The organism is Clostridioides sp. ES-S-0123-01, assembly GCF_020658415.1.
GTDB lineage: Bacteria > Bacillota > Clostridia > Peptostreptococcales > Peptostreptococcaceae > Clostridioides.
The window spans coordinates 696,787-719,140 of record NZ_JACVWD010000001.1 but is presented as its reverse complement, the minus strand read 5'-3'; the positions used below and the strand labels follow the sequence as shown (position 1 = coordinate 719,140).

Annotated in this window: 20 protein-coding genes and 2 other annotated features; all 20 genes read left to right on the top strand. The window is 29.1% G+C overall.

What is annotated here, in order from left to right:
• The first annotated feature begins 3 nt into the window (after positions 1-3).
• The 20 genes from lsrF (at position 4) to cysK (ending at position 22,352) form a co-directional block, all read left to right on the top strand.
• Positions 4-888: a 3-hydroxy-5-phosphonooxypentane-2,4-dione thiolase gene (gene lsrF, locus IC175_RS03270; RefSeq protein WP_227432997.1), complete on the top strand. Its 885-nt coding sequence runs from the start codon at positions 4-6 to the stop codon at positions 886-888.
• A 44-nt stretch (positions 889-932) separates the two neighbouring features.
• Positions 933-1,244, top strand: a complete 312-nt coding sequence (locus tag IC175_RS03265) for a hypothetical protein (protein ID WP_227432999.1) — start codon at positions 933-935, stop codon at positions 1,242-1,244.
• 116 nt (positions 1,245-1,360) lie between these two features.
• On the top strand, positions 1,361-2,296 hold the full coding sequence (locus IC175_RS03260; RefSeq protein ID WP_227836068.1) for a sugar-binding domain-containing protein: 936 nt from the start codon (positions 1,361-1,363) through the stop codon (positions 2,294-2,296).
• Between the two features lie 127 nt (positions 2,297-2,423).
• Positions 2,424-4,277, top strand: coding sequence for an ATP-binding protein (locus tag IC175_RS03255; protein WP_227851097.1), 1,854 nt, complete (start codon positions 2,424-2,426; stop codon positions 4,275-4,277).
• 80 nt (positions 4,278-4,357) lie between these two features.
• Positions 4,358-4,598, top strand: a binding site (T-box leader).
• Positions 4,599-4,667: 69 nt separating this feature from the next.
• Positions 4,668-4,906 (top strand) — a binding site (T-box leader).
• A gap of 84 nt (positions 4,907-4,990) precedes the next feature.
• Entirely contained in the window at positions 4,991-6,208 is a 1,218-nt protein-coding gene (locus IC175_RS03250; RefSeq protein ID WP_227433002.1) for a homoserine dehydrogenase, read from the top strand.
• 113 nt (positions 6,209-6,321) lie between these two features.
• Positions 6,322-6,930: a hypothetical protein gene (locus IC175_RS03245; protein WP_227851096.1), complete on the top strand. Its 609-nt coding sequence runs from the start codon at positions 6,322-6,324 to the stop codon at positions 6,928-6,930.
• A 223-nt stretch (positions 6,931-7,153) separates the two neighbouring features.
• Positions 7,154-8,419 (top strand): histidinol dehydrogenase, encoded by a 1,266-nt coding sequence (hisD, locus tag IC175_RS03240; RefSeq protein WP_227823766.1) that lies wholly within the window; start codon positions 7,154-7,156, stop codon positions 8,417-8,419.
• Positions 8,420-8,637: 218 nt separating this feature from the next.
• A complete protein-coding gene (locus IC175_RS03235) occupies positions 8,638-9,732 on the top strand; it encodes an ROK family protein (protein WP_227823767.1) in 1,095 nt (364 codons plus the stop codon).
• A 1-nt stretch (position 9,733) separates the two neighbouring features.
• A complete protein-coding gene (locus tag IC175_RS03230) occupies positions 9,734-10,684 on the top strand; it encodes an N-acetylglucosamine kinase (protein ID WP_227823768.1) in 951 nt (316 codons plus the stop codon).
• Entirely contained in the window at positions 10,677-11,861 is a 1,185-nt protein-coding gene (locus IC175_RS03225; protein WP_227851095.1) for a hypothetical protein, read from the top strand. The genes IC175_RS03230 and IC175_RS03225 overlap by 8 nt, the downstream gene beginning before the upstream one ends.
• A 12-nt stretch (positions 11,862-11,873) precedes the next feature.
• A complete protein-coding gene (locus IC175_RS03220) occupies positions 11,874-13,370 on the top strand; it encodes a sugar ABC transporter ATP-binding protein (RefSeq protein ID WP_227851094.1) in 1,497 nt (498 codons plus the stop codon).
• A gap of 24 nt (positions 13,371-13,394) precedes the next feature.
• Complete coding sequence (locus IC175_RS03215) at positions 13,395-14,345, top strand: ABC transporter permease (protein ID WP_227433013.1); 951 nt, start codon at positions 13,395-13,397, stop codon at positions 14,343-14,345.
• A 23-nt stretch (positions 14,346-14,368) separates the two neighbouring features.
• Positions 14,369-15,331, top strand: a complete 963-nt coding sequence (locus tag IC175_RS03210) for a sugar ABC transporter substrate-binding protein (protein ID WP_227845867.1) — start codon at positions 14,369-14,371, stop codon at positions 15,329-15,331.
• Positions 15,332-15,699: 368 nt separating this feature from the next.
• Positions 15,700-16,344, top strand: coding sequence for a YitT family protein (locus IC175_RS03205; RefSeq protein WP_227823771.1), 645 nt, complete (start codon positions 15,700-15,702; stop codon positions 16,342-16,344).
• Positions 16,345-16,512: 168 nt separating this feature from the next.
• Positions 16,513-16,656 carry a hypothetical protein gene (locus tag IC175_RS03200; RefSeq protein ID WP_227823772.1) on the top strand — a complete coding sequence of 48 codons (144 nt, stop codon included), beginning with the start codon at positions 16,513-16,515 and terminating at the stop codon, positions 16,654-16,656.
• Between the two features lie 8 nt (positions 16,657-16,664).
• Entirely contained in the window at positions 16,665-16,757 is a 93-nt protein-coding gene (kdpF, locus tag IC175_RS19575) for a K(+)-transporting ATPase subunit F (protein ID WP_413926919.1), read from the top strand.
• Between the two features lie 45 nt (positions 16,758-16,802).
• Positions 16,803-18,479 (top strand): potassium-transporting ATPase subunit KdpA, encoded by a 1,677-nt coding sequence (gene kdpA, locus IC175_RS03190; protein WP_255615799.1) that lies wholly within the window; start codon positions 16,803-16,805, stop codon positions 18,477-18,479.
• A gap of 24 nt (positions 18,480-18,503) precedes the next feature.
• A complete protein-coding gene (gene kdpB / locus IC175_RS03185) occupies positions 18,504-20,561 on the top strand; it encodes a potassium-transporting ATPase subunit KdpB (protein ID WP_227845866.1) in 2,058 nt (685 codons plus the stop codon).
• A gap of 18 nt (positions 20,562-20,579) precedes the next feature.
• The gene (locus tag IC175_RS03180) at positions 20,580-21,206 is read left to right on the top strand and encodes a K(+)-transporting ATPase subunit C (protein ID WP_227433020.1); all 627 of its coding nucleotides are present in this window, start codon (positions 20,580-20,582) and stop codon (positions 21,204-21,206) included.
• A gap of 237 nt (positions 21,207-21,443) precedes the next feature.
• Positions 21,444-22,352 carry a cysteine synthase A gene (cysK, locus tag IC175_RS03175; RefSeq protein WP_227433021.1) on the top strand — a complete coding sequence of 303 codons (909 nt, stop codon included), beginning with the start codon at positions 21,444-21,446 and terminating at the stop codon, positions 22,350-22,352.
• Positions 22,353-22,354: the final 2 nt, after the last annotated feature.

Genomic DNA, 22,354 nt, shown 5'->3' with positions numbered 1-22,354 from the left:
AAAATGGCAGATAAAGATGGAATAATATTACCAAAAGATTATGGAATAGGGATAAAACCACCTCAACAAAGTTTTTATTTAAAAGGAATGGACAATGTAGATTGGGGAATGAAAAATAGATTATCAAAGATATTTAATCCTAAAACAGGAAAATCATTAATGTTAGCTTTTGACCATGGATATATAATGGGTCCTACTCAAGGATTAGAAAGATTAGACCTTTCAATACCTGAACTTATAGAAGATGCAGATTGTCTTATGGCTACAAGGGGAGCTTTAAGAACGTGTATAAATCCCACTCAAGATAAAGCTATAGCACTTAGATGTTCGGCTGGTAGTTCCGTACTCAGAGAGGATATGAGTAGGGAGGTTATAGGAGTTGATATAGAAGATGCTATAAGAATGAATGCATCATGCCTAGCTATACAGACATTTATGGGGGCTGAAGGTGAGTGTAAGGCTATAGAAAATTTAGTCAAAACAATAGATATGGGAAATAGATATTCAATACCAGTTTTGGGTGTCGTTGCAGTAGGTAAAGAGATGGAAAGAACTGCAAAATATTTTCTATTAGCCACTAGGATGTTAGCTGAATTTGGAGCAAGTATAGTAAAGACTTATTATTGTGAGGATTTTGAGAAAATAACATCTGCTTGTCCAGTTCCAATAGTTATAGCAGGAGGGAAAAAAGTTCCAGAAAAAGAAGCGTTAGAAATGGCTTATAGAGCTATAAATGAAGGAGCAGCAGGAGTTGATATGGGAAGAAATGTATTCCAATCAGAAAATCCAAAAGCTATGATAAAGGCAATAAAGGCTGTAGTTCATGAAAACAATACTCCAGAACAAGCATACAAGTTATTTGAAGAATTAAAAGAAGAGTATAAGTAGTATAAGTTTAATATATAGGTTTTAATATAATTGGAGGGGAATTTATGGAATTTGTACATATAGGTGTTATAACAGATAAGCCACAAGAGCATGAAGAGTTTAATGAAGAATTGAAGGTGTATATAACAGACCCAAAATACACAGATTTCAAATATGAATATTTAAGATTTGTTGAAGGAAGTCCACTTCCAGAAATAATGCAAAAAAATCCTCATGTTGCATATAAAGTAAAAAATATGGACAAATATCTGAGTGAGAATGAAGTAATTGTAGAACCTTTTAAAGTAGGAGATAACTTAAAATGTGCATTTATAATTAATGGTGGTTTTATAATTGAATTAATGCAAGAATGTTAATAATTAAGCTAAAAAGCCCAGAATTTTTCTGGGCTTTTTAAATTTTTTATACAACTTGACAAATTTTATCTAATGAGATAATTTTATCTTAGAATTAGCTTTGAAAGGATGAAAATATGACTATTGAAAACGAAATGTTGAAATTAGTAGAAGTATCAAAAATGTATTATGAAGATAATAAAACTCAAGCAGAGATTGCAAAAATTTTAGGAGTATCAAGACCATTGATAAGTAAAATGTTAAATAAAGCAAAAGAAATTGGAATAGTAAAGATAGAGATTAGGGAACTATTTTCTAGTAATGATTTGCTGATGAATCAGATGAAAGAGATATTTAACATTAGAGGTGGACTAATAGTACCAGAAGCTAAAACCGAATATATAACTCAACAAACTATACTAAGTCATGGAATAAAATATATAAAAGAAGAATTACCTAAGGTTAGTAATGTCGGTATAGGATGGGGATATACTATAGGTAATATAATAGAAGAAATACAAAAGAGTGAGGATACTTTTACGTTTACAGGAGAAGTATATCCATTGGTTGGAATGGCTAACATACCAAATAAAGGATATCACCCTAATGAATTAATATCTGTATTTTCAAATAGTACAGGATTTAGTCCTGTATTTTTATATGCGCCTGCATTTCCAACTAGTAGTGAAGAGCGAAATATCTATTTGAAAACTGAAAATTATCAGAGTATGGAGAAAAAATGGGATAATATAGATACAATAATTTTATCTGTTGATAATTATCCTCAGGTTCCAGACCAAGCTACTGCGATTAGATTTGGAAAGAAGCTTACAAAAGAAAAAGCAATAGGTTCCTTTTTATCTTATTATTTTAATAAAGATGGAGAAATAATTAAAAGTGATAGTGATTATGTCATACAAATACCTCTTGAAAAATTAAAAAAGGCAAAAAAAGTAATAGCTATATGTTCAGATTCTAGTATAGATTCAATAACAGGTGCACTGAAGACTGGATACATAACACATGTCATTACCGATGAAAAAAAAGCGACACAAATAATTATAAACAAATAATAAATTACATAAAATTAAATTTATTTGAAAATATTTGTTATGAAATATGTTATAATTAATAGAAAAATGTCATATAATTACTTAAGAAGTATTATTATAAATAACATTGAGAGGTCGTGGTTAGGATATGGATATCCATAATAAATATGTGAATTTTATAAAAAATATACCTGTGCCTTTTTTATACTGTAAGATTATAAGAGAACATGAAGATATAGAATATAGAGTGGAATATATAAGTAAAGGTATGAGTCAAGTATTTAAACTAGAAGAGGGAATTTGCGATAAAGATATATTAGATGTATTACCTATATTTAGAGCAAAAAAATATTCTAAAGAGTTGTTCTCAGATAATATAGATTGTATAAAAAGATATATTCCAGCACTTAAAAATTGGATAAACATAAGAAAACAAATAGTTGGAGATTCGTACGTAGTTTTGTATTTTAGTAAAATAGTATTCGATTATAGACAGATAATCGATTCATTTGATAAAAAAGAAAAATTAGCTTATGTTAAAGATGAAGAAGGAATATATATAGATTGTAGTGAAAATTTAATATCAATATTAAATAACAAAATTAAAACTACAAAAGATATATTTGGAAAAAACGATATAGAGGTATGGGGAGAACGAACTGGGAAATTATTTAGAGATGACTATTTAGAAGGAATATCTAGTAAAAAAAGATTTTTACAAAAACTATTTGAATACGAAGAAACATTTTTTATGGTTGAAAAATATTTCTTATATGATGAAAGTGAACTTTTAGGTACTATAGGAATAATAGATAATATAATATACAGTGGATATAATAATAAAAACTATGATTCAAAAAACTTAATGAAGATGATTGAACATTCAATACCAGAGAATATGTTTTATAAAGATGTATATGGAAATTATATTGGATTTAATTCAGGATTTTTGAATCTAGCATGTATGAATAAAGAAGAATTACTAGGTAAGAATAGTCATAAGTTATCAACAGAAGAATCTCTTATAGACAAGATATGTAAAAGTGATAAGGATGTAGTTGAAAATAAAAAGATTGTTACATTTGAATCAAATATGACTATACATAACGAAAATAAATGTATTGAGATTACAAAAAGACCATATTTTGATAGTTATGGTAGTGTCATTGGAATAATTGGTACAGCAAGAGATATAAGTAGAAGAAAAAAACTAGAAGAAGAGATGGATAAAAATAGAATGGAGTTTTTTGCAAATCTATCTCATGAACTTAGAACTCCTATAAATTTAATATCATCTTCATTACAAGTAATAGAAAAGAAAGAGGCAGACTTAATAGAATCAAATGATACTCTAAAAAGAAATCTAGGTATAGTAAAACAAAATGGAAATAGAATATTGAGATTAGTAAATAATGTTATAGATTTTACAAAAATGCAGTCGGGATATTTGGATTTTAAGCCAAAAGAGTCTGATATAATATCATTTGTGGAAGATATATGTATGTCTGTAGCTGATTTTGCAAGTCAAAATAATATACAACTTACATTTGATACAGAAATAGAGGAATTTTCAATGTTATTTGATTCAGAAAAATTGGAAAGAATAATATTGAATTTACTTTCTAATGGAATTAAGTACAACAAAGAAAATGGGAAAATAAATATATTTTTATATGTGAAAGATAATATGTTTGAAATGAAAATATCTGATAGTGGTATAGGTATACCAAAAGAAAAAATAGATAAAATATTTAATAGGTTTGAACAAATTGACAATGAACTTTCTTATAGAGTTAAAGGCAGTGGAATTGGGCTTTCATTAGTGAAATCTTTAGTTGAATTGCATGATGGTAGTATATCTTTAAAAAGTCAACTTGGTGTTGGAAGTGAATTTATTGTCTCGTTGCCAGTTAGAAGCAATAATAGTGAAAAATGCAATTATAAAAGAGAGCTCAGTAGTGAGCTAAGTAAAAAATTAGAAATAGAATTTTCGGATTTATAGATTAAGTATAAAAAATAAAATTAAAAAAACTATTGACAATTTATTTGTAAGGGTTTAAAATAAATTACAATATAATAAATAAAAAAGCGATGAATAGGAAGAGTAAATCTAATTCGATTATCAGAGAGAAAAGTCCATTGGCTGAAAGACTTTTTAAATTAGAGAGATTGAAAACTACCTAGGAGCTACTTTCTGAAGTTATCTATATTAATAGATTTTAGTAAGAATAGTCGTTAACTACGTTAAAGTTTAAAGTGGGTTTTCATAAAAAATGAAAACTAAATTAGGTGGAACCGCGGGAATTATACTCTCGTCCTTATGTTATAAGGATGGGAGTTTTTTGTTATTTAAAATATTATTTGAAAGTATAAAAAGGAATTATAAAAAATTATAAAAGCGATGAATAGGAAGAGTAAATCTAATTCGATTATCAGAGAGAAAAGTCCATTGGCTGAAAGACTTTTTAAATTAGAGGGATTGAAAACTACCTAGGAGCTGTTATCTGAAGTTACTCTAAAAAGAGTTTTAGTAAGATTAACCGTTAACTGCGTTAAAGTACAAAGTGGATTTTGTCAATAATTGACAAAAATCAAATTGGGTGGAACCGCGAGTATAGACTCGTCCCTTTATATAGGGATGGGTCTATTTTTATTACAATAAAAGATTGAAAATTAAAAAAAATCGGAAAATTATAAATTTAGGAGGAAAATAAAATGCAAAATAAAGTGAAAATTGGAGTACTAGGATATGGAACTGTAGGAAGTGGACTTATAGATATAATAGATAATAATAAAGAGAAAAGAAATATAGAAATAGTTGGAATATTAGTTAATAATTTAGAAAAGCATAAAGAAAAAAAATACTCTAATATAATAACTAATAATATAGATGATATATTTGAGAAAGATATAGATATATTAGTTGAAGTTATGGGTGGTTTAGAACCAACACTATCTTATATAAAAAAAGCATTAAATAATAAAATTCATGTTGTTACAGCAAATAAAGATTTACTAGCTGAATGTGGAGATGAACTTGCAAAATTAGCTAGTGAAAATAAAGTAAGTATTAAATTTGAAGCTTCAGTTGCTGGAGGTATACCAGTATTAAAGCCAATAATAGAATCATTAGAAGGAAATAATATAGACAGCATAAATGCTATTTTAAATGGAACTACTAACTTTATATTATCTAAAATGTATGATGAGGATTTGTCTTATGACATGGCATTAAAACAAGCTCAAGAATTAGGTTTTGCTGAAGCAAACCCAGAGTCAGATGTATTAGGATATGATGCTGCTAGAAAGCTATCAATATTGTCAACTCTAGCTTATGATAATAGAGTATACTGGAAAGATGTATATCTAGAAGGAATTACAGATATAGATGAAAAAGACATAGAATATGCTAAAAAACTAAATTGTAAAATAAAATTAATTGGGCAAAGTAAATATGAAAATGATAAAGTAAGTGCATTTGTTAGACCTGTTTTAGTGGAAAAAGATAACATACTTGCTAGAATAGACAATGAGTTTAATGCTGTCATAGTAAATGGAGATTCAGTAGGAGAAGTTTCTTTTGTAGGTAAGGGAGCTGGAAGTCTAGCAACAGGAAGTGCAGTTTACTCAGATGTTATTGATATAATAGATAACAGAGTTTCTAGTATAGATTCTTTTACTAAAGATAGAATACAAGTAAATAAAATAGTTAGAGAAAAATGTGGAGCACTTCTTAGATTTAAAAAATGTAATAAAGATGAAATATTGAATATAGTTGGAAATTGCTTAGTAAACTATGATATTTTAAATGATGATGATGAGCTTGCTATTATGGTTTATGCTGACTCTGAGTATGAAATAAATAACAGTTTATGTCTAATAAAAGACAAAGGATATTGTGAAAAAATGAATAAAATGTTGAAAATAAGCTAAAAAGAAAAGAATATAGGTTTCTATGTAACATATTTTGGAAATTTTAATACTATATAGTATGAGATGAAACAAAACATCTCATAAAAAATTAAAATTAAAAGGAGATATGCTATATGGGAAATAATAAATGTTCAGGAGATTGGTATAGAAGAAGTTATTCTACATCAAGATGGTTCCAAGATGATAATAATTCATGGGATAGAGACAGAGATAGAGACAGAGATAGAGACAGAGACAGAGACAGAGATAGAGATTGTGACAGAGATAGAGATTGTGACAGAGACAGAGATTGTGACAGAGACAGAGATTGTGACAGAGACAGAGATAGAGATAGAGATAGAGACAGAGATAGAAATTGTGATAGATTTAGAAGAGAAGCAGAAAAAAGAGAAAGAGAAGCAAGAGAAGCATTCTGTGAAGCTGAAGAAAGAGGAAGAGAAGCAAGAAAATTTGAAAATGAAGCTAGAAAAATGTGGGAAAAAGCAGAAAAATCTTGGAATGAACACTCAGCTTATAATTATCAAGGTATAGAATCTCTAGAAGAGTCTAGAAGATTCTTTGACGAAGGTATGGAATGTGAAGCTAGAAGAAATGGAAACAACCATAATAACCATGATTGTGATAGATGTAGATGTCATAAGTGTAATTGTGACAGATGCAAATGTGACAAATGCAACAAATGCAAATGTGATAGATGCAATTGCAATTGCTGTAGAAGATAAAAAATTTCATTGACAAATTAATAGTTAAAATATATCATATTATGTATAATAAAGAGAAAATTCAGAAAGATTAACTGAAATATAGTATAGTTATTAGACAAATAGTGCTCAGTCAGTGAGGTGAGTACAATATGATTAAACTCCTATCCTCTAGTTATTGATAGAGGGTGGGAGTTTTTATTTATTGCTAGAATGATAACATTATAAAACTAGGAGGGAAAAGATGAAGATTATAAAAAAATCAAATATAAAAGAAAAGGTAGATGAAAAAATACTAAGAGAACAAGTAAGTTCTATAATAGAAGATATAAGAAATAATAAAGAGACTGCGTTGAAAAAATATAATGAAATGTTTGATAAAAACACAAGAGATGAATTCAGAGTTACTGAAGAAGAAATAAAAGAAGCCTATAAACATGTAGATGAGGAGTTTATAAACAATTTGAAAATTGCTGCTAAAAATATAAGCGAATTTGCAAAAGCCCAAAAGGCTAGTTTCGAAAATTCTTTTGAAAAGGAAATCTATCCAGGCGTTATTTTAGGTCAAACTAATATTCCTATAGAGTCATGCCTTGCATATGTTCCAGGTGGACAATATCCTTTATTTTCAACAGCTCTTATGCTTATAATACCTGCAAAAATTGCAGGAGTAAAAAGAATAGTGGCATGTTCACCAACTATGAAAAACACTAAAAATATAAATCCTAAAACATTAGTAGCTATGGATATAGCAGGAGCTGATGAAATATATGCAACTGGAGGAGTTCAAGCTATAGCAGCATTTACATATGGTACAGAAAAGGTTAAACCTGTTGATATAATTGTAGGACCAGGAAATAAGTTTGTAACAGAAGCTAAAAGACAATGTTATGGGCAAGTCGGAATTGATTTTGTAGCTGGTCCAAGTGAAGTTCTTATAATAGCTGATGAAACTTCAAATCCAGTCTATATTGCAGCTGACTTGTTGGCACAATGTGAGCATGATTTAAATGCAAGAGGTATATTATTAACTGATAGTTTAGAAATAGCACAAGAGGTTGAAAAAAATATGAAAATCATGTTAGAAGATTTACCAACAAAAGATATTGCATATAATTCATGGAAAAATAATGGTGAAATAATACTGGTTGATGATATAGATGAAGCAATAAAAATAAGTAATTTTTATGCACCAGAACACTTAGAAATAGCAGTAAATAAATATGAAGAAATTTGTGATAAATTAACTAACTATGGCTCATTGTTTATTGGAAACTTATCTGCTGAGGTATTTGGTGATTATGTTTCAGGTACAAATCATACACTACCAACATTAAAAGCATCAAGATATACTGGTGGTGTTTGGGTTGGTACTTTTATAAAAACTTGTACAAAGCAAATATTAAATGAAAAAGCTATAAAAGTGTTAGCCCCTGTTGCAGAGAAGCTAGCAAAAGAAGAGGGATTATATGCACATGCAAAGGCAGCAGAAGTTAGATTTAAGAAGTAGATAAAGAGAGTTTTAATTGTTATAAAAATGTATACTGCAATAAAAAATAAAATTTTAGAAACAATTATTTATATTATAGTTGAGAATTTAAAAGAAATAAATTTAGAAATAACCTATTTTAAATTTATTTCTTTTTTATTGGAATAATATTGACAAATTTAACCTGTAACTATTATACTAAACTTAATAAATAAAGTTTATAAAGTAAGGTGTTGTTTATGAAAAATATAGTTGGAAAGCCACAAACGATAAAAAAAGTAAATGAAGACTTAATAAAAAATATTATAAAAAATGATGGACCTATAACAAAGCCAGAAATTTCAAGCATTACTGAATTGAGTTTAGCAACAGTTAATAAAATTGTAGAACAATTAGCTTTGAAAAATGAAGTTAAAGTAAGTGGATTAAATGAATCTACTGGAGGAAGAAGAGCTCAACTATTTGAAATAAATGCAGACTTAGAACATATAATAGCCTTGTATTATTATAGAAACAGCTGTATAGGAGTAGTTGCAAATTTATTAGGTGAAATAACTTATCAAGAAGAGTTCAATATAAGAATGGATACATATGAAAACGTTAACCACGATACTTTTTTTGTTATAGATACTTTGATTGAAAAAGTAAGGGGAAACAATATAAGAGCGATTGGAATTGGTGTTCCAGGAGTTGTAAAAAAAGGTGTAGTCAAAAACATTCCAACAATAAAAAGTTGGGAAGGTATAGATTTAGAAAATTTAATAAAGAGTAAATATAACACTAAAGTATTTATAGAAAATGATACAAATATTACCACTATTGGAATTTATCAAAAACAGTACAAAGACGAATATAAAAATATGGCACTTATGTATTTAGATGATGGTATTGGCTCAGGTATAGTTATAAATGGTGAATTATATCTAGGTTCTACAAATTTTGCTGGTGAACTAAGCTATCTAAATATAGAGTTTAGCAAGTATAACTATGATAACTTAAATATTGAAGATTACATTATGAGTTTAAGAAAAAGATATTTAAAGAGCAAAGATAATAAATTTAAGAAAGAAATTTTATCTATAATATCAAATTTTGTAAGGACTCTTGTTTGTGTTTTAAATCCAGAAGCTATGATTATACAATGCAATATATTAACTAAAAGTGACATGGAATTTATAGAAGAAGATGTAAATAAAAGTGTTGGAGGAGAAAATTTCCCTAGACTAATAAAAGTGGAGTCATTGAGAGAGGGAAGTATAAATGGGGTAATTAGTATGTGTTTAAAAGAAACTGACTACCAATATTCCCTATCTAATAAAAAAGGAGGATATTAATGTGAAATATTTGATTTCAATAGATGGAGGGGGAACAAAAACAAAATTTTGTGTAAGTGATTTAGATGGAAATATACTTAAAGAACATACTACTGGTTCAACTAATTATAAGTCAGTTGGAGTTCAAAAAACATATGAAAATATTAATAATGGATTTGAGAAAATATTAAAAGATTTACATATTGACTATAACGATATTGAGTACACTGTATTTGGTATATCTGGATGTGATTCTCCAAATGATTATAATATTATAATGGATGAAATATTAAAAGTTGGGTTTAACAAAGAAAAAATATATTTAGTAAATGATGCAGTTTTAGCCTTTTATGCGCAAACTGATGCTCCTGGCTTAGTAATTGTAGCTGGTACAGGTTCAATTGTATTAGGAATTAGGGAAGATGGAGACATATATAGAGTTGGTGGATGGGGATATAATTTTAGCGATTTGGGTTCTGGATATGATATAGGAAGAAAAGTACTAAAGAAAGTTTTACTTTATTGTGATGAGTGCCATGAATATAGTGATTTATTTGATTGTGTTTTAGATTTCTTTAATGCAGATAGCTTTAAGAAACTTACATATATGATTACTGAAATAAATAACAATGTTGAAATAGCAAACTTAGCTTCATTAGTGATTGATTGTGCTAAACGAGGTGATAAATTAGCTATTGAAATACTGAGAGAGTCATCGATTGAACTGTCCAAATTAGCTCAAGTAATATTAAGTAAAATATTTAATTCAATGAAAAACAATAAAAGTGAAATAGATATAGTTTTATCTGGTGGTACATTAAACAAAACTATATATGCTCAAATGTTAATGGACAACTTAAGGGAAGAAAATACAGATAAAAAGTTAAAATTTATACTTCAAGAAAATCAGCCAGTATATGGAGGGATAAGACTTGCTATGGCGTTAGCTAATAGGAGGGTCAAACATGGATAGGAAAAAAATAGTTGTACAAATCTTTACAGGTGGATTCAAAAATAAAGAAATAAAATTTAATGATATAAAATGTAAGCTATTAGAATTAATGGAATGTATTGATGTAGAAAAGGTCATTATGGGTTGGAGTGTAGACAAAGAACTATATGTAAAGACTAAAAAACTATTAAAAAAATATAATGTTGAATTATATCTTTGGTTCCCATGCTTTTCGGAAGTAGGATTACTTGAAAAAAGTAATCTATTAGTTGATTATACTGGAAAAGAAGTTAAAGGATATGCATTACAAGAAGATGAAAACTTTGAATTTTATTGTCCAAATAATAAGGGAAATATAGAAAACATAAAGAAAATATATAGTACTTATTTTAGTGAAATTGAGTTTGATGGAATTTTTTTAGATAAGATAAGGTATGGCTCTTTTTCTAATAAATTAAATGGTGTTTTTAATTGTTTTTGTAAAGATTGTTTAGATATATATGAAAAAAATAATATTGATAAAAGGTCATTAATGATAGAAATGGATAATGTATCTAATGAAGTTATAGTTAGTGAAGATACTCCATTTGGTATAACAGAATACATTAATGGAAAATACAAATTTAAAAATAAAATATGGGAAGATTTTTTTGAAATGAAAAGTCAAAATATATATAACGCACTAGTGGATATAAGTAGTTATTTTAAAAGTAAAGGATTGAAAATAGGGACAGACACTTTTTCCCCTTTTATCTCTTACTTTGTAGGTCAAGATTTAGAAAAATTACAAGAAGTAGCAGATTTTATAAAACCAATGATGTATAGAATTACTAAAGCTCCAGCAGGTTTGCCATTTGAATTTGAAAGATTAATTGATGAATCAGTACATGAAAATAAAGAGATTGCAAAAAGAAATTTATTAGATATTTTAGGAATTAGAGAGTATGAAGGAGATATATATCCTATAAAATTTGTGCTAGAGGAAATCGATTTTATAACAAAAAATCTTATCAAAGATATATATGTAGGTATTGAAATAAATAAAAAAGAAATTATAGCTCCTGTTACACCTAAATATATAAGTGAAAATATTTCAAACATAAATAAGACAACAGTAAAAGGGTATGTACTATCTTGGGATTTGTTATCAGCACCAAAAGAAAATATTGATGAAGTTATAAATTGGTTTAGGAATTAGTGAGGTGATATAGTGAGTAAGATACTAAAAATGCAACAAATATACAAAAGTTTTGGAAAGGTAGACGTTTTAAATGGTATAGATTTTGAACTAGAAAAAGGAGAAGTAAGAGCCCTTTTAGGAGCTAATGGAGCAGGAAAATCTACACTTATTAAGATTCTAGGAGGAGTCCATTCTCAAACTAAAGGTAAAGTGATTTTAGCTGGCAATGAAATAATGTTTAAAAACCCACATCATTCTAAAGAAAATGGTATTAGTATAATTTATCAAGAATTAAGTTTAATACCAACTCTTACAGTTATTGAAAATATTTTTTTAGGTAGAGAGACTTTAAAAGGAATTGTGTTTTTAAATAAGAAAGATATGCTAGAAGAATACATGAAAATTTGTGAAGATTTTGACTTTAATATAGACCCACATGTAGTAGTGTCTAATTTGAGTGTAGCAAATCAACAAATGGTTGAGATAATGAAAGCAGTTTCATGTAATTCTGAAATCATCATAATGGATGAACCTACAACATCACTTACTAATAATGAAAAAGAAGGATTATTTAAAATAATAAACAGATTGAAATCTAAAGGTAAGACTATAGTTTACATTTCTCATATACTAGAGGAAGTTTTTAAAATATGTGATAGTGCAAGTATAATGAAAAATGGAACTATGATTGGAACTTATGATGTAAAAGATTTAACTAAATTAAAAATAACTCAACTTATGACAGGAAATGATAATCACAAACTTATTGAGAAGAAGGATTATACATTTGCAAAATATGAAGAAGCTCCTGTATTAGATGTTAAGAATGTAAGTTGGTCTAATAAAATAAAAAATGTTTCATTTAAAGTTTATAGAGGTGAAGTTGTAGGTCTTGCAGGTCTTGTGGGTTCAAGAAGAACTGAAATTATAAATTTAATATTTGGGATAGATAATAAAGATAGTGGAGATATATTTATTAATGGTAAAAATGTAGATATAACTTCTCCTAAAGTTGCTATAAAAAATAAAATAGGGTTAATCCCTGAAGATAGAAAAAATCTTGGGCTAATTTTGGAACAAGCTATATATACTAATTCGGCATCAGTACAAATTGATAAATTTAAGAAATTCTTGTTTATAGATAAAAATAGAGAAATTGAGTTTTCTAAAAAGGGTGTCAAGGAACTAGGAATAAACGTTAGTGATGTAAAACAAGAAGTAAAAGAACTTAGTGGTGGAAATCAACAAAAAGTAGTAGTCTCTAAATGGTTAGACAAAGACTTAGATTTAATAATATATGACGAACCAACAAAGGGAATAGATATTGCTGCAAAAGAAGATATTTTTAATACAATAAAAGAATTTTCAAGTAAAGGGATAGGAGTAATCTTTATATCTTCTGATTTGGAAGAAGTAATAAGAGTAAGTGATAGAATTTTAGTGACAAGAGAAGGTTCTATTGTAGATGATTTAAAAAATGAGAATATAAAAGTTCAAGATATAATGAACAGTATATTTAATGTATAAAAGAAATGAAAATGGAGGACTGAGATGAAAAAAGCTTTTGAGAAATTGAATTTAAGAGATTATGGAGTATTACTAGGTTTTTTGGCTTTATGTATAGCGATAAGTGTTGCAACTCCATCATTTTTAGGTAAACAAAATATACTTAATCTTTTGCGACAATCTTCTATAATTGGAATAATTTCGGCAGGTATGACTTTTGTTATAATATCTGGAAACTTTGATATATCAGTTGGGGCAGTAGCAGCTCTTGCAGGTGCTATAACGATGAAATTTGCGACTGGTGGAACCAATTTATTTGTATCTATGCTTTTAGGTATAGCAATTTGTGCAGTAATAGGACTAATAAATGGGATAGTAGTTGCAAAGATAAATGTACCATCGCTAATAGCTACTATGGCTATGGTTACTATTGTAAGAGGATTGCTTTTGATGCTTACAGGAGGATATCCAATTACTGAAAATATACCAATACTCGATTATATTGGAAATGGATATTTATTTAATATACCAATACCAGTAGTAATTTTCTTTATAGTAGTACTAGTTGCATTTATTGTACTAAATAAAACTAAGTTTGGTAGATATGTTTATTCTGTAGGAGGTAATCAAGAAGCAAGTAAACTCAATGGTATAAATGTGGATTCCCATAAAATAAAAGTATTTATTATTAATGCTGTACTTGCAGGAATAGCTGGGATTGTACTAACTGGAAGACTTGGAACGGCAACTGCGATTGCAGGTGAAGGCTATGATATGGATGCTATTGCATCTGTTGTAATCGGAGGGACATCAGTAGCAGGAGGCTCTGGCTCTGTACTTAAAACTGTTATAGGTGTGTTACTTATGAGTGTTATAAACAACAGTTTTAATCTTCTTGGAATAGATGTATATTTCCAATACATATTTAAAGGTTTAATAATTTTAGCAGCAGTTGGATTTGATTCTTATAGCAAGAAAAAGCTTGCTTCAAGATAAAAAATAAGAGGGGGAAATTTTTTATGAGAAAATTAATGAAACATTTAGCATTATTACTATCACTTGCTATGATATTCAGTTTAGTTGGATGCTCAAATGATAGTGGAAAAGGAAAAGATGGAGAAAAAAAGATAGCCGTATTGTTGCCAGGTTCAACAGGTTATTTTGTAGCAACTAAACAAGGTATAGATGCAAAATCTAAAGAATTAGGTGTAAATGTAGAATATGCAGATGCTCAATGGGATGCTAGTAAACAATTATCACAAGCTGAAGATTTTATGGCTAAAGGAGTAGATATGATTGCATTATGTGGAGTTGATTCTGCTGTAAGCGAGAGAATAGTTAAGGCTGCTAATGATTCAGAAGTTCCTATAATAGCATTTACAAATTCTATAGGAAGTAACTCAACTGGAGAATTTAAAGGCTTAGTTACCTATATAGGGCAAAATGAGGAAGAAACAGGAGCATTAACAGGTAAAATTGCTAAAAACTTATTAGGAGAAGCTGGTGGAAAAGCTGTATTAATAGAAGGTGTTCCAGGAACTACTCCACAAGTATTAAGAAAAAAAGGTCTTGAAAAAGAATTAAAAGATAGTAACATACAAATAGTTTATAACCAAACTTCAAATTGGGAGAAAGAGCAAGCCTTAAAGGTAACAGAAGATTTAATTCAAAAGAAAACTGATTTTAATGTTATAATATGTCAAGATGATAACTCTGCTACAGGAGCAGGACAAGCTTTAAAAGATGCTGGTCTTAAAGATAAAGTTAAAGTTATAGGTTTAGGTGGAAGTAAAGACGGATTAAAAGCTGTAACTGATGGGTTAATAGATGGTACAACTTATATGTCTGCTGTTGAAGAAGGTGCATTAGTCATAGAAAAGGCATCTAATTTCCTTAAAGGCGAAAAAGTTGAACCTGTTACACAAATTAAACAAGTTGAAGTCAACAAGGATAATATTTCAGAATTTAAGGGTGAATGGTAAGATATTACATACATTAAAATTGAGAGAGTTACTTTATATAGTTTCTAAAGTAACTCTCTCTTTAAATCCAACCTAGTAATAAGTTATTGGATAGTATTTCTAAACAAATAAAAAATTAATATAAACAAAGACTTATTTATACTAAATTATAAGTCAAATTAATATAAACTTATGTAAAATGAGAAAACATTTAAAGGATTGAAAATACTAAGGTTCAAAAGAATTATTAAAAAAACATAAAAAAACATAAAAAAACTATTGAAAAAAATAAAAAAATTTTGTATAATTAAAGTTTTAAAAAGTGTGGTATACAAAGCCAATTCTTTTGTATATAATATATATAAATTAAGAAAAAGGAAGGGATATGTATGGCCAGGCGGTTATTTTTAGAAAGAATTGGACTTATATTATTAGGTTCAGCAATATTAGCATTTGGAGTTTATAATTTTTACTATCTAAACAACATAACAGAAGGTGGAGTGTTAGGTATTTTACTACTGTTAAAAAATTTATTCAACATACAACCAGCAATAGCAAATATTGTAATTGATGGTTTACTACTTTTAGTAGGATATAAATTTTTCGGTAAAAAATTCCTAATATATTCAATAGTAGCTTCTATAAGTTTTTCAGTATTATATGATTTATTTGAAGCTATAGGACCTCTTGTACCACAATCACAAAATATGCTTTTATCAACTATTTTGGCAGGTATAACTGTAGGAGTAGGAGTAGGGATAATAGTAAAAGCAGGTTGTGCATCGGGAGGAGACGATGCTTTAGCATTAGTAATTTCTAAGACTACATCTTTGAACATAGGGCAAGTTTATCTAGCAACAGATGTTATTGTATTGTTGTTATCATTAGTTTACCTATCCGCATTTGATATTTTTTATTCTTTAATTGCTGTTACGATTAGTGGTAAAGTAATTGATTTTATTTACTATCATGGTAAAAATTTAGATATGGATATGAGTATGGATATGAGTAATGAAATAGTTCCAGAATGTTAATATAAACTAAATAACAGTATTTTTGAAAGGTGGCAAACTTGCCTCCTTTTTTTATGTCTAAATTAAGTAGAGAAGAGCTAATTTTATATTTATGCAATACTAATCAATAATAGATGTATCTTAACCCTATCTTTATACCTAAAATGATAAGATAAATGAAGTAGCAATATGAAACCAAAACGTATCAAAGAAACTAAAGTAAATGGAGGAGTCGAAATGTTAGATATAGTGATGATAGTGTCACTGGCTATAGGATTTATTTCCATGAAGTTGCTTGCTGGCTGGTGTGGGAAACAAACTGAAAAAAAATAATGTAATGTATGGAGGTATTACCTATGTGGTTTCTGGCAGTTGTAATTGTAATGTTGATAGTATATTTGGTGTATGCGCTTATTAATCCTGAAAAATTCTAAATAGTATAGAGGTAATAAGCAAGTTGAATTGGGGGGAAAATTTTTATGGTACAGATAGTAATAGTATTGGTGATATTTATGGTTTTAGTAATACCTATGGGTAAATATTTATATCATATATCCACTAACCAAAAAACATTTGGAGATAAAGTGTTTGATAAAATAGACAATGGCATATATAAGGTATGTAGCATAGATAAGAAAAAAGAAATGAATTGGAAGCAATATGCTTTAGCTTTATTAGTTACAAATGCAGTCATGGTGTTTATAGGATATGTAATACTTAGAACTCAGAGCATGCATATTTTTAATCCTAATGGAATTAAAGGTATGGAACAAAGTTTATCATTTAATACAATAATAAGTTTTATGACAAACACGAATCTTCAACATTACTCAGGTGAAACAGGGCTTTCATATCTTAGTCAAATGACAGTGATAATATACATGATGTTTACATCAGCAGCAACAGGATATGCAGCTGCCATGGCATTTGTAAGAGGGTTAGTAGGCAAAAAGAAAACATTAGGCAACTTTTATGTAGATTTAATTAGAATAACAACAAGAGTACTTTTACCAGGGGCTTTAATTGTTGGTGTTATATTAGTTACACAAGGAGTACCACAAACTTTTGCTGGTACAGAAACAATAACTACTATAGAAGGAAAACTTCAAGATATAGCTAAAGGTCCTGTGGCAGCACTTGAATCAATAAAACACTTAGGAACAAATGGAGGAGGATTTTTTGGTTCAAATTCATCACATCCATTTGAAAATCCAACAATAATATCAAATATAGTAGAGATGTTATCTATGATGATATTACCAGGAGCTTGTGTTGTTGCATTTGGACATATGATAAAGAATAAAAAACAAGGTTGGGTTGTATTTGGTGCAATGTCAATCATATTTTTAATAGGTTTAATGGTTTGTTTTAGAGCAGAAAGTGCAGGAAATCCTATCTTATCACAATTAGGACTTAATCAAAGCATGGGAAGTATGGAAGGTAAAGAAGTTAGATTTGGTATAGCTCAATCAGCATTGTTTACGACAGTGACGACTTCCTTTACAACTGGTACAGTTAACAATATGCATGATACTTTAACTCCTCTAGGAGGATTAGTACCACTTTTAAATATGATGTTAAATGTCGTATTTGGTGGTAAAGGTGTAGGTCTTATGAATATGCTAATGTACGCTATAATAGCAGTATTTTTATGTGGATTAATGGTAGGAAGAACACCAGAATTCTTAACTAAGAAAATTGAAGGAAAAGAAATGAAGCTTATAGCTTTACTTATTATATTACATCCACTTTTGATACTTATGTTCTCTGGACTTGCAGTAGCACTACCAGCAGGTCTTGAGGGAATTTCAAATCCTGGATTCCATGGATTATCACAGGTTTTATATGAGTTTGCATCTTCAGCAGCTAATAATGGCTCAGGATTTGAAGGTTTAGGAGATAATACTATGTTCTGGAATATAACAACAGGTATAGTTATGTTTTTTGGAAGATATGTGTCTATTATAATATTACTTGCAATATCAAGTTTATTAGCATCTAAGAACTCTGTAAATGAAAGCATAGGAACACTTAGAACTGATAATTTCACATTTACAATAATTTTAGTATTGGTTGTTTTAATTGTTGGTGCTTTAACATTTTTCCCAGCCTTAGCGCTTGGACCTATTTCAGAGCATCTAGTATTATGGCACTAAAAAATTGGGAGGGAGTAAAATTTTATGGAAACTAAAAAAACAAAGTTTATTACAAAAGATATTTTCAAAACTTCCATTATAGAAGCTTTTAAAAAATTAAATCCTAAATATATGATGAAAAATCCAGTTATGTTTGTTGTAGAGATTGGATTTATAGTAACTTTGATACTTACAATAGTACCTAGTTTGTTTGGAGATGAAGGTAATAACTTAAGAGCTTATAATGGGATTGTAACAATAATACTATTTATAACTGTTCTTTTTGCAAATTTTGCTGAAGCTGTAGCTGAAGGTAGAGGAAAAGCACAAGCAGATACATTAAAGAAAACTAGAAAAGATACAGTTGCAAGAGTTTTAGATAAATTAGGAAATGAAAAAATGATAATTGCAAGCGAGCTAAAACTGGGAGATATTGTTTTAGTCAATGCAGGAGAAGTTATTCCAAATGATGGAGAAGTAATAGAAGGTATAGCTTCTGTGGATGAGTCAGCAATAACTGGAGAATCTGCACCTGTTATGAGAGAATCTGGAGGGGATTTCGCTTCTGTTACAGGAGGAACTACAGTTGTAAGTGACTGGCTAAAAATAAAAATAACAACAAAACCAGGAGAATCCTTCTTAGATAAAATGATAGCTCTTGTAGAAGGAGCTTCAAGACAAAAAACACCAAATGAAATTGCTTTAAATACTTTATTGGTGGGATTAACACTTATATTTATGGTTGTTTTAATCTCTCTTTATCCAATGGCAAATTATGCAGGTGTAAAGATTCCAATTTCTACTATGATAGCACTTTTGGTGTGTTTAATACCAACTACGATAGGTGGATTATTGTCAGCTATTGGTATTGCAGGTATGGATAGAGTAACTAGATTCAATGTTATTGCAATGTCAGGAAAGGCAGTGGAAGCTTGTGGTGATGTTGATACTATGATTTTGGATAAGACAGGTACTATTACTTATGGAAATAGACTTGCATCAGAATTTATAGCAGTTGGAAATGCAGATTCAAAAGATTTAATAAACTATGCTGTTATGTGCTCATTAAAAGATGACACACCAGAAGGAAAGTCTATAGTTGATTTAGGGATAAAACTAGGTTCAACAGGAAAAACAAAAGAGGCCGAAGAAGCTGAGTTTGTAGAATTCTCTGCACAAACTAGAATGAGTGGTATAAATTTATCTGATGGAACAGCTATTAGAAAAGGGGCTTATGACAGTATAATAAATCGAGTAAAATCTTCTGGTGGATTAGTACCAGACGATTTAGAAGAAAGTGTGAATAGAGTAGCAAAATTAGGTGGTACACCTCTAGTAGTGTGTGTCGATAATGAGATATACGGTATTATCTACTTAAAGGATACAGTAAAATCAGGTCTTGTAGAAAGATTTGCTAGACTTCGTGAGATAGGAATAAAGACAATCATGTGTACAGGAGATAATCCTTTAACAGCAGCCACAATTGCAAGAGAGGCTGGAGTAGATGGATTTATTGCAGAATGTAAACCAGAAGATAAGATAGAGGCAATAAAAAAAGAACAATCTGAAGGTAAAATAGTTGCTATGACAGGGGATGGAACAAATGATGCTCCTGCACTTGCTCAAGCAGATGTGGGTCTTGCTATGAATAGTGGTACAACATCTGCAAAGGAAGCAGCAAACATGGTAGATTTAGATTCAGACCCAACTAAAATATTAGAAGTGGTTGAAATAGGAAAACAGCTTTTAATAACACGTGGTGCTTTAACAACATTCAGTATAGCAAATGATATTGCAAAATACTTTGCAATTATACCAGCTATATTTACCCTTGCAATACCTCAAATGGAGATATTAAATATAATGAAGCTTTCTACATCATTTAGTGCGATATTATCAGCTTTAATATTTAATGCTATAATTATCCCATGTTTAATACCTCTTGCTATGAAAGGGGTAAAATATAGACCTATGAAATCGCAAGCTATGCTAATGAGAAATATGCTTATTTTTGGTCTTGGTGGGGTTATAGTACCATTTTTAGGAATAAAAGTAATTGATTTATTAATTACACCTTTAGTAATGGTTCTTAATTTAGGTTAATAAATGGAGGATATAAAAATGAAAACATTAAAACCAGCATTGCTTGTAAGTCTTGTATTGTTATTTGTTTGCGGACTTGTATATCCACTTGTTTTAACAGGCGTAAGTCAAGTTGCATTTAAAGATAAAGCTAATGGAAGTATGATAGAAGTAAATGGCGTAAAGGTTGGTTCAGAGCTTATTGGTCAAAGTTTTACAGATGCAAGATTTTTTAAGGGAAGAGTTTCATCAGTAAACTATAATACTTATACAAAAGAAGATTTAATACCAGATAAGGATGGAAATACAGTTTATGGCGGTGTTTCATCGGGTTCTTTTAATTATGGGGCAACTAATCCAGAGCTTCATGATAGAGTTCAAAAAGACATTGAACAGTTTTTGAAGGATAATCCAGGTGTAAAAAAAGAAGATATACCAACAGATTTGCTTACAGCATCAGGTTCAGGACTTGACCCTAATATAAGTCCCGCTTCTGCAAAGGTTCAGATACCTGCTATAGCAAAAGTATCAGGAATATCAGAGAGTAAATTACAAAAAATTGTAGATGATAATACTTCAAAAAAACTTTTCGGAGTTTTAGGTGAAGATAGAGTTAATGTGTTAAAGGTTAATGTAGAGGTTGCAAAAATATTAGGTCTTATATAGTATTTCGTAGAATTTTTGTAGTGAAGTATTGTGTATGACTTAGCATAAAGCTTGAAGTTTGAAGAGTGAAAATCGATAATGATTTTCACTTTTTTTGTTTGAATATTATTAATATTAGAAATAAAACAATTGAAGGGATAAAATCCAAAAAAAGGTTGCATTATCAAAATGATAATACTATAATATATTTATCGTTATCAATTTGATAATAGAATTGGACATATAGGAGGAAGTAGTATGTTATATAATAACGCATTAGAGTTGATAGGAAACACACCTGTAGTAAGGTTAAATAATTTAGGATGTACTAACGGGTGTTCTAACATATATGTAAAATTAGAAAAAGTAAATCCAGCAGGAAGTATAAAAGATAGAGCAGTTTATGAAATGCTAGAAGGATTAGAAAAAAGAGGAGAATTAAAAAAGGGTGATGTACTAGTAGAAGCAACTAGTGGCAACACTGGTATTGCATTATCCATGATAGGAAGATTAAAAGGATATGAAGTAGTAATAGTAATGCCAGAGACTATGAGTATCGAGAGACGAGATTTAATGAAGGCTTATGGAGCAAATTTAGTACTTACAGATGGAAAAGCTGGAATGTCGGGCTCTATAGAAAAAGCAAATGAACTATTGAGAGAAAATCCAAACTATAAAAGTTTGAAACAATTTGAAAATAAAGACAATCCAAATGCACATTATAAAACAACAGCAGTTGAAATTATGAATGATGTTAGAGATTTAGATATATTTGTATGTGGAGTTGGAACAGGTGGTACTTTAATAGGGACTGCAAGATATTTAAAAGAGCAAAATCCAAATATAAAAGTAGTTGCACTTGAGCCAAAAAAATCTCCAGCTATATCAGAAAATAAAACTGGACCTCATAAAATACAAGGAATAGGAGCTAACTTTGTTCCTGAAAATTATGATTCTAGTGTAGTTGATGAAGTAATATTAGTTGATGATGAAGATGCTTTTGATACAGTTAAATTACTTGCATCAAAGGAAGGGATTTTGGTAGGTATATCTTCTGGAGCAAATATATTTGGAGCTATGGAAATGGCGAAAAAATATCCAAATAAAAAAATAGTAACAGTAGCTCCAGATGGAGTAGATAAATATATGTCCATGGGAATATTTTAATA